The sequence below is a fragment of the Okeania sp. SIO2B9 genome (genome assembly GCF_010672505.1).
In the GTDB taxonomy this organism is placed as follows: Bacteria; Cyanobacteriota; Cyanobacteriia; order Cyanobacteriales; family Microcoleaceae; genus Okeania; species Okeania hirsuta.
The window spans coordinates 1-9,661 of sequence record NZ_JAAHGK010000113.1; the positions used below are offsets into that span (position 1 = coordinate 1).

Sequence of the window (9,661 nt, forward strand, 5' to 3'; positions counted from 1 at the left end):
TATCATATCATTAGCGAGGGAACAGGGAACAGGGAACAGGGAACAGGGAACAGGGAACAGGGAACAGGGAACAGGGAACAGGGAACAGGGAACAGGGAACAGGGAACAGGGAACAGGGAGAAATAATTGATTTTATTTTGGATTTTTACTAGATGTCTAGCGATAAAAAAACTTTCCCTTTCTTCTTTCTTCCCTCCTGACTCCTTCGTCTCAACCAAACATAATATTATTTTCCTACCAGAATAACTACTGAGCGATCGCCAAGTAATAACCCATGCTGATTTTCCAAAACAGGTTCTTTACCAGGTTCCCAAACATCTTCTGGCGATGGACAGGCAGTATTAGCAAAAACGTGCCACTGCATTCCTTGTGGCAAACCAGGAATTTCAAACCAAAGACTTTCCCAGTGCATATTCATTGCGACATAAATATAGTTATCTGTCTGTTTTCCTTCTTTAGCGTGTTTGCCACAGAGCATAAAAGCAATAGTACGACAGCTTTCAGACCAATCTACATTCCACGCCTGGGTTCCATGCCAAGTAATATCTGCATAACCACTACCAATATAATCTTGATTTCTGAAATGGTTGCGATTTCTTAATACTGGATGTGCTTTCCTAAATGCAATGCAGTTTTTCACAAATCTAAATAACTCAGCATTAGTTTTGAGAAATTCCCAGTTAAGCCAATTTAGTTCCGAGTCATGGCAGTAGGTATTATTATTACCATGTTTACTACGTCCTATTTCATCTCCCATCAGCAACATAGGCACACCTTGACTAACCATCATAATCGCGATCGCATTTCGCATCTGACGGCTACGCAAAGCATTAATTCCCGGGTTATCTGTCCAACCTTCTGCCCCACAATTCCAACTTTCGTTATCATTAGCACCATCATTATTATTTTCGCCATTAGCTTCGTTATGTTTCCCATTGTAAGAAACCATATCGGCCAAAGTGAAACCATCATGGGCGGTAATAAAATTAATAGATGTTGCCGGAGCGCGACCTTGCCAAGCATATAAGTCTGGGGAACCTTGTAATCTTTGTGCCATTTCCCCTACAGTACAATCACCTTTAATAAATTTGCGAATTGCATCGCGATACTTACCATTCCATTCTGCCCAACGTCCAAAAGCTGGAAAAGAACCTACTTGGTATAAACCTCCTGCATCCCAAGCTTCTGCAATCAATTTACAGTTAGCTAAAATTGGGTCAAAAGCCAGGGTTTCTAAAAGTGGAGGATTTGCCAATGGTGCCCCCCAGGGGTCACGACCAAGAATTGAAGCTAAATCAAACCGGAAACCATCAATATGATATTCACTTGCCCAATAACGCAAACAATCTAATACCACACCACGAACGATGGGATTATTACAGTTAATCGTATTACCACAGCCACTAAAGTTATAGTAATAACCTTCGGGTTTTAGCATATAATATACTTTATTGTCAATACCCCGGAAAGAAATTGTCGGACCGTTTTCATTCCCTTCTGCCGTATGATTGAATACAACATCTAAAATCACTTCAATTCCATTTTTATGCAGTTCTTTAATTAGAGTTTTTAACTCATCCATCTGCATCCCTGACTTGCCTGTAGCTGCATAACCTGCTTTTGGGGCAAAAAATCCGACCGTACTATAACCCCAATAATTGTAGAGCATTTCTCCTGTAATTGGGCCGGGGCGGGAATTTTCAAACTCATCAAATTCATAGATAGGCATCAATTCTACTGAATTAACACCCAATTCTTTGAGGTAGGGAATTTTTTCGCGGATGGCAGCAAATGTTCCGGGATGTTTGACTCCAGAAGAGGGATGAGCGGTAAAACTACGAACGTGCATTTCATAGATAATTTGGTCTTCTGGTGGAATTTCTAGAGGACGGTCATTTTCCCAGTCAAAATCATCATAAGCAATTCTCGCTCGATGTTGATAATTGTCATCCCAGTTAGGAAAAACTCCCCAAACATCCCGACCCCCAATAATCTTAGCGTAGGGGTCCATGAGAATTTTATTCTTGTCGAACCATTGACCTTCCTGGAAGTTATTTGGTCCGTCCATCCGGTAGCCATATTCAATATTTTCTATATTCAGGTCGAAGACAATCATACAATAAACGTTCCCAATTTTAAATTTTTCAGGAAAGGGAATTTCTGCCATTGGTTGGAGAGCACCTTTTTGAAACAATACCAATGTACAGGATGTGGCATTAGAGGAGAATATAGAAAAATTCACTCCTCCAGGCACCAGAGTTGCACCAAATGGGAAGGGTTTCCCACTACGCAGTTTGAAGTCACCGTGACTGTCGGTAGGGTGAATATCAATACGATCTAATTGCATGACTTTTGATTAAATAGATGGGGGAATAGGTTATTGGTTCTCGGTTGTAGGTTTTAGGTAAGCTAAGAAGCATTTAGATTTTATCAGGAATTACGCATGAACGCTATTGGTAGTGGACTGACACACCTTAAATGGTGCATTAGAATAGCCAGCCAAAAGTTACTATTGCCAAGACAAGCGATCGCTCTTCAACAGGCAGTCAAAAGAGAAACTTGGCTTTGTGGCGAAGTTGGAAGAAAAGCTCTCAGAGAAGCGATCGAAATGGTAAGGGAGAATACATCCGCAGGTTTTAAACTCCTTAATTGTGCTAACCGTTCTCCCGATACTCCCTGGATACCTATAGAAAAATGGAATAATTTAACACCTGAACAAAGAACAAAATTTTTACCTCTTTGCCCTGATTTTTTAATCGAATTAATGTCACCTTTCGACAGCTTGTCTGAAACCAGAGACAAAATGAAAGAATATCTGGAAAATGGAATGCAGTTAGGTTGGTTGATTAATCCCAAAAATTAGCAACTATAAATTTATCGTGCTGGTAAAGATGTGGAAATATTAGACTCGCCTCAAACATTATCTGGTGAGGATGTTTGATCAGGGTTGGTTTTAGATATGTCAGTAATTTGGTAGTTAATTAGAATTAAAAATATTACTAATTTAGCTAAAAATTTATAACGCTTTTGAGATGGATGAACTACAATAAATTCAAAATACCAACGCGATTAAAAAAAATTGATTAAACATCCATACTACTGTAAAAGAGAAAAGATATAGTAGTCGAAGGAAAGGTTAAAATATATCAAAAGCTTAAAAATCAGACAACACCAGATTTTTTCTTCCTCCTTCTTCCTTCTGCTATAACTGAAAATTGATATAAACATAAAATCTGATGACTAATATTCAAGGTACACCAGGTATTGATTTTCTCAGTGGCACTCCTGAAGATGACATAATTGCTGCTTTGACAAGTAAAGATATTGTTCAAGGTTTCGGGGGTAATGACCAAATTTTCGGCAATCAGGGAACTGATGTCCTTCAAGGTAATCAAGGGGATGATATTATATACGGTGGACAAGATGCTGATACAATTTTTGGAGGGCAAGGAAATGACTTGATGTTTGGAGATTTTGGCCCTGACTGGTTAATTGGTGACTTGGGCAGCGACACTATGAGTGGAGGTGAGGGTGATGATTTATTTGCTATTGGTAGACGTGGGGGTCTATCTTCTACTGGTGCGGTAAATATTACAGATGCAGATGTAATTACTGATTTTGGTAATGGTGGCGATCGCCTAATCCTAACTGGTGGCTTACAATTTAGTGAGTTGAATATTATTTCTTCTGAGAGTAATACTATTATTCAAGACCGAGTAACGGGAGAATATTTGGCAGTTTTGTCAGGGGTGACAAGTCTTGAGGAGTCAAGTTTTAGTTCTATTTTTGGTGAGGTGGAGTTGGGTCAAATGTTACCTATTTCAGCACAGGCAAGTTTTTCTGGTCAAACGGTTAGTTTGGAGGTGGCACAAACTCCACTTGAACAGGGAATAGGTTTAATGTTTAGGACTGAGTTGCCAGAGGATCGAGGAATGTTGTTTGAGATTAACCCTCCTCGGACTGTGAATTTTTGGATGAGAAATGTGTTTATTAATCTGGATATGGTGTTTCTGAGGAATGGGGAGGTACAGGCAATTTTTTCTAATTTACCTCCTTGTGAATCTGAACCTTGTCCTACTTATGGACCTAATGTTCCTGTGGATGGAGTGATTGAGTTGAGGGGGGGAAGATCTACTGAGTTGGGTTTAAGGGTTGGCGATCGCTTGGATATTCAGCCTGTTTTTTTGGCTATCTAATTTTTTGTGTTTTGATGGTTAGCCTAATTAAGTGCTGTTTTTTTTGTTGAATAAAAAGTCATGTGTATAGACAGGGCCACCCTTATAGTTTTATACTACCACAATTTTTTTGTTTATTCCCAGGGAATTTACCCTAATTTTTTTGAGCTTCAGAAAATGAAACAAACAAGTTTTTCTGGCTTTAGGATATGAGAACTTTGTATTTCTTCAGTTATGGAAAATATCTCTAGTTCTCAAGATATGGCGAACTTCTCCAGATCATCCATCGCCACATTCTATGTATAAAACTCTGTGATCCTGTTTTTGGGTTGAATCAAAAGTCATTTATATAGGCGAGCTTAACCTTATAAATTTATACTATCACAGTTTTTTGTTTATTCCCAGGGAATTTCCTCTAATTTTTTTGAGCTTCAGAAAATGAAACGAACAAATTTTTCTGACTTTAGCAGTTGAGAACTTTCTAGTTTTTCAGTTATGGAAAATATCTCTAGTTCTCAAAATATCAGCAAGAGTAGGACAAGAAATTGGTAGTTTAAAAGTAGCTGGATTAACTGGATTTTGATATGTAAAATGACGATATTCTAAACAAAATCTATCCCAAGCAGCTATTTGAATTTGAAATACTACAATTATTAGTTCTATCAACCAAGGAGACAAATTAAACTGGAAATATATTCGCTTCTTCAGATATGCACAAATTTCCGTAATTGCCTGATTAACTGTAACTGGTGTATTTCCCAAAACTAATTTCTGAAGTTCCTGAGACTGGGGTGGGTTTTCTACTAGATAATTAACGACTCTAGCAATATCCTCAGCATGAATAAAATGGAAACTACCATCAGCTTTTAACCACCGAATTAAACCAATATATCTAATTATTTCTGGTAAACCAGAGGAAAGATGAGAATAAGGTTTTTTGTCATCTCCACCTAAAACTAAAGTAGGAAAAAGACAAGTTAGAGGAGGTACATTTTTGAGTCGAGATAACTGATACATACAGTCATATTTAGATCGTATATAATCAGTGCCAATTTCACCAGCTTTTTTAAGTAATTTATTTTGACTATCAAGAATACTAGCTGTAGAAAAATAGATAATATTTTCACATACTTCTGGATTAAGTAATTTGACTAATTTAATTGTTTTGACAACATTTATATCAAATACTTCCTGTAAGTTTCCCCAAGCAGTAGCAATGAGAATAGCTACATTAATTTCTGAAAGTAAGTCTGAAAATCTTTCAATTTCTCGGAGATTTGCTGTTAAAAGATTTACACCCGAACGAGCTTTATAATCAACTTTTAACTTTTCCGGACTTCGTACTAATAAGAAAAGTTCGTGTTGAGTATTTTGAATTAATGACTCAACAATATAGTGACCGATGCACCCACTAGCACCCGTTACAAAAATCCGTTTATGGCTCATAAAAAAATATTTTAAGTTTTAGATGATAGGTAAAATTCCGGTTATAAGTAATTTTTGACTCTTGATACTATCTTCTAAGACTATAGCAAATAAATTTTATGTATCCACAGAGGTGTACCCTCTTTTTTAGCTATTTTAGGTCAAAAATTTGGATTTTAGCTAAGGGGAAAAATCGGAATATGTAATACCATTTATCAAAAACTTTTCTACTTTTTTTGAGTAGGGGGGTAGGGGAGTAGGATAGCAGTAAAAATAAGAATAATTAACATTGAATTGGCTCAAATCACCAAAAAAGTGATAAAGCCAGTATTAAGTAATTAATAACTGAAGTGTTACATAAGTATAGAATCAATCCATGGGAATTGGTATAATACTAATTTCATCGAATAATATTATAAATAATAGGAGTAATTGTCGGAATTTCTTTTTGATGTCCGTCAGAGTGCAAGGCAAAATACCCTGCCTAAATCAAGTTTCACATTTGTTACCAAGAAACTAAATGATGAGATAAATAAGGCAATAGCAAAAAATCAATTATCCAATTCTTAGACTCTCTTTACTCCCTACTCCCTGCCCCTCTAAGTTCAGTGCAATGAGATTTTTTTTACTTGGAAGTCCCTAATAATCCCTAATAAGTTGAATAATATAGCAGTTGCCATTATTGTATTTGACATATCAAAAGCTTACCGAATAATTAAGTTTGAAAGTCTCTCCTTTAAAGGAGAAAAAAAGCGGTCGATCTTCGGAACTTTCCGAAGGGTTGGATGGCGATCTTCGGAGCGGGTCTGCAAGAACGGGTCTCCTCCGCATATCCAATCGACCAAGAGAAAAAAAATTTTCCCTATCGCGTCAATCCTCTTCTTTTCAAGGAGAGGTAATATCAAATCCGGTAGCATCGGTATAAAATCTTTTGAAGTAGGAGTCAGGAGTCAGTCCTCAGGAGTCAGGAGGGAAAAAATTTATGAAGATTTGGTAATGGTGAAGATAAAGAATGTTTTTATACCGAATTAAACGGATTTGATATAATTATTAATTGTTGAAAGTGCTTTTCATTTAAGTAGACCACAAAATTAATTATTTTGGGGTAGGGAGTAGGTAGTAGAAAAATGCACCGTTTCTGAATAAATGTATGATTTCACAGAAGGACTGAGTCAGGAGTCATTAGGTAGAAAGGAGTTTTTCGGTGACTAAATAGAAAGAAATAGGTATAGTTTGCACTATTGTTTTGGCTGAAAACTTACTCAAAGTTGACTTTCATTCCTTACTTCAGCAACGCCAAAAATGCTTTTGGGTTGCCCGTACTAACTGTAGTCTACCGAAATGAAAACCGCTATAAAACTCAGACAACACAATATTTTTCTTTCTTCCTTCTTCCCTCTTCCTTCTTCCCTCTTCCTTCTTCCCTCTTCCTTCTGCTATTAATATAGGGGCGAGTATAAACCCACCCCTAGACAAAACAAAAATTAATGGAAATCTTACATAAGGTTGAATTTAATTAAGCAGTTACTGCTAGTAAATTGCTGACCTCTTTGGCAGTTTTAAAGAAGAACTCTACATTTTCTTCAGGGGTCTTTTGCAAAACACCATGTCCTAAATTTAATATATGACCTTGGTTGCCTGCTTTGCGGATAGTTTCCAAAATGCGAGATTTGATAAACTCTTTAGAACCAAAAAGTACGCCGGGGTCTATATTTCCCTGTATGCCAATATTTTTACCTAGTCGCTGTCTTGCTTCGCCGATGTCTACTGTCCAATCTACACTAACTATATCAACACCAGTTTGGGGCATTCTCTCTAACAATCCAGCACTGCCATTAATATAAAGAATAAAAGGTGTGTTTGGATGAGTTGCCTTAACCTGTTGGACTACTCGTTTTTGATAAGGCAAGGCAAAAGTTTCATAATCTTGAGGACTAAGTTGACCTGCCCAAGAATCAAACATTTGGATGACTTGTGCTCCACTATTTATCTGGTAACGAGCATAAACGGCGATCGCGTCTGCTAGTTTGCCAAGAAACTGATGCAACATTTCTGGTTCGCAAAAGGCCATTCTTTTGATAAAGGTATAATCCTTACAACTTTTACCTTCTATAGCATAAGCGGCTAATGTCCAAGGTGCCCCAATAAAGCCTAAAATTGCTGCTTCGTTCTTAACTTCTCTTTTGAGAATTTGTAAAATTTCTCTGATAAAAGGTAGAGACTCTTCTGGTTCGATGGGATGAAGTTGGTCAATTTGAGATTGAGTGCGAATAGGAGGGTCAATTATTGGTCCTTTACTTTCGACTATATCAAAATCAATGCCTATTGCTGGAAGTGGGGTGAGGATATCTGAGAATAAAATTACTCCATCAGGTTTAAATGCGTGGAAAGGTTGCAGAGATATTTCCACAGCAATATCTACGTTTTCGGAACGCTCGCGAAATGAGGGGTATTTCTCTCGTAAATCTCGATAAGATTTCATGTAACGTCCTGCTTGTCTCATCATCCATACAGGTGGACGGTCTAAGACTTCACCCTTAGTTGCTCGTAATAAATATGGTAGTTGGCTTGATTCGGCCATCTTTATTTTACCTTCTACTTCTCAAATTTTTTATCTAAATAGCTAGCAAAGCATAAGGTTGGGACATAACAAAAGTCTCAAACTCAAATTTTCAAGATAGCCTTTCCCTTTTGCCTTCTGCTATATCAGTATCAGTAGGTCAATATGATTGTCCTGATTAGTTAAGTTTACAAGGACGTGACATCTGTGGAAATAGTAGACTTTGGATTGTAACGAAAGTTTACTATTAAGAAAGGGAATAGGGAGTAGGGGATAGGGGACAGGCAAAAAATATTTATTCGGAGTTGTGTCATATTAATCACTGAACTTGCTGTAAGTTATAAGAATTCGTCACTAAAATGATTAAAAAAAATGGTAGTTCGTCATAGTAATGGTATCTGAGTTAATCTTGATATTTACCTAAATTTTGATTCCTCTAAATATCCAAGAGTATTTTGATAATGAGTTGCGAAAAAATTATTTTCCCCTAGCTTCTACAATTACTTTTCACCAGTACCAAAAAAATTACTTAATCTGGCTTTTTACCAAATATCTGAAGTTTTGAGAAAGTTTAGTATTTTTGTTGGGAATTGGTATCAGACTAATTTTTATATAAATATGGATTGGTATATTTTGTGTATCTACAAATTATCAGGAACCTCTAGTTTAAATTGCCAAATTTTTAATCAATTCTGGTCTTAAAGAACAAAGTTTAATTACTATAGCAATTCCCAAGAAGAGTGAGGTAAAGAATTCGTTGATTTTAGGGAGTAGGGAGTAGATCCTAGTAATTGGGGAAACTGAGAACAGACAAGAAGAAAAACAACTGTTATTGCTCGGGAGTAGGGAGTAGTTGCATACAACGTCCGTACAGAGTAGTAATTCGGGAAACTGGGAATAGAAAAGAAGAAAAATAATTGTACTTCAGTAACTTGATAAACGCTATATATTTGGTAGATATAAAAATTATCAGGAAGCTCAAATTAAAATTGCCGTCTTCAAGAAGACAGTTTAATTACTATTGCTATTTAATTGTCTGTATTGTTTGTGTAAAGCACTTATAGTTTAGTTTTGCATCTGAAAGTTTTTAATATATTCTTTGAATAAGGAAGGTAGGCTAAATAAGCTATTGTTAGTTTTTATTTGATGTAATAAGTATCGTCTTTTCAGGGATTGTAATCCATTGACAATATCTATAGAGGACAATGAGCAGGATTTTTTTAAGTCTTCTATTGAAACATTTTCATCGCATTTACTTATTGTTAAAACTATTTGTTTTTCTACGTCTGACATTCTCTGATATGAGGTGTCGAAAAGTAGTTTCATTTCTTCTGTGATAATTAAGTTCCCTTCAGCTATCAATTGAGATACTAGGTCTTGAAAGATATCTTTGATTAAAGTACATATATATTGTAAGTATAAGGGATTGCCTATATACATATTGTTTAAATTCAACCAATTTTCTCGGTCTTGTAGTTTATATTCTTTGATTATTTCTATT

6 protein-coding genes and 1 pseudogene are annotated in these 9,661 nt (G+C 36.2%); 2 read left to right on the plus strand and 5 right to left on the minus strand.

The window, feature by feature from the left end; genetic code table 11:
- Positions 1-226: 226 nt before the first annotated feature.
- Positions 227-2,347 (minus strand): glycogen debranching protein GlgX, encoded by a 2,121-nt coding sequence (gene glgX, locus F6K13_RS06495; RefSeq protein ID WP_124147545.1) that lies wholly within the window; start codon positions 2,345-2,347, stop codon positions 227-229.
- Positions 2,348-2,443: 96 nt separating this feature from the next.
- Here glgX and F6K13_RS06500 point away from each other — a divergent pair, with 96 nt between their 5' ends.
- Both F6K13_RS06500 and F6K13_RS06505 read left to right on the plus strand, forming a co-directional pair.
- Positions 2,444-2,863 (plus strand): Uma2 family endonuclease, encoded by a 420-nt coding sequence (locus tag F6K13_RS06500; RefSeq protein ID WP_205127555.1) that lies wholly within the window; start codon positions 2,444-2,446, stop codon positions 2,861-2,863.
- A 373-nt stretch (positions 2,864-3,236) separates the two neighbouring features.
- The gene (locus F6K13_RS06505) at positions 3,237-4,196 is read left to right on the plus strand and encodes a DUF192 domain-containing protein (protein ID WP_124147544.1); all 960 of its coding nucleotides are present in this window, start codon (positions 3,237-3,239) and stop codon (positions 4,194-4,196) included.
- A 468-nt stretch (positions 4,197-4,664) separates the two neighbouring features.
- Here F6K13_RS06505 and F6K13_RS06510 read toward each other — a convergent pair whose 3' ends face one another.
- From F6K13_RS06510 to F6K13_RS06525, 4 genes and pseudogenes are all read right to left on the minus strand, one after another.
- Positions 4,665-5,621, minus strand: coding sequence for an NAD(P)-dependent oxidoreductase (locus F6K13_RS06510; RefSeq protein ID WP_124147543.1), 957 nt, complete (start codon positions 5,619-5,621; stop codon positions 4,665-4,667).
- A gap of 1,266 nt (positions 5,622-6,887) precedes the next feature.
- Positions 6,888-7,076, minus strand: a complete 189-nt coding sequence (locus F6K13_RS06515) for a hypothetical protein (RefSeq protein WP_124144757.1) — start codon at positions 7,074-7,076, stop codon at positions 6,888-6,890.
- Positions 7,077-7,116: 40 nt separating this feature from the next.
- Positions 7,117-8,181 (minus strand): uroporphyrinogen decarboxylase, encoded by a 1,065-nt coding sequence (gene hemE / locus F6K13_RS06520; protein ID WP_124144756.1) that lies wholly within the window; start codon positions 8,179-8,181, stop codon positions 7,117-7,119.
- A 1,044-nt stretch (positions 8,182-9,225) separates the two neighbouring features.
- Positions 9,226-9,661: pseudogene (locus F6K13_RS06525) on the minus strand (ATP-binding protein); the annotation flags it as partial.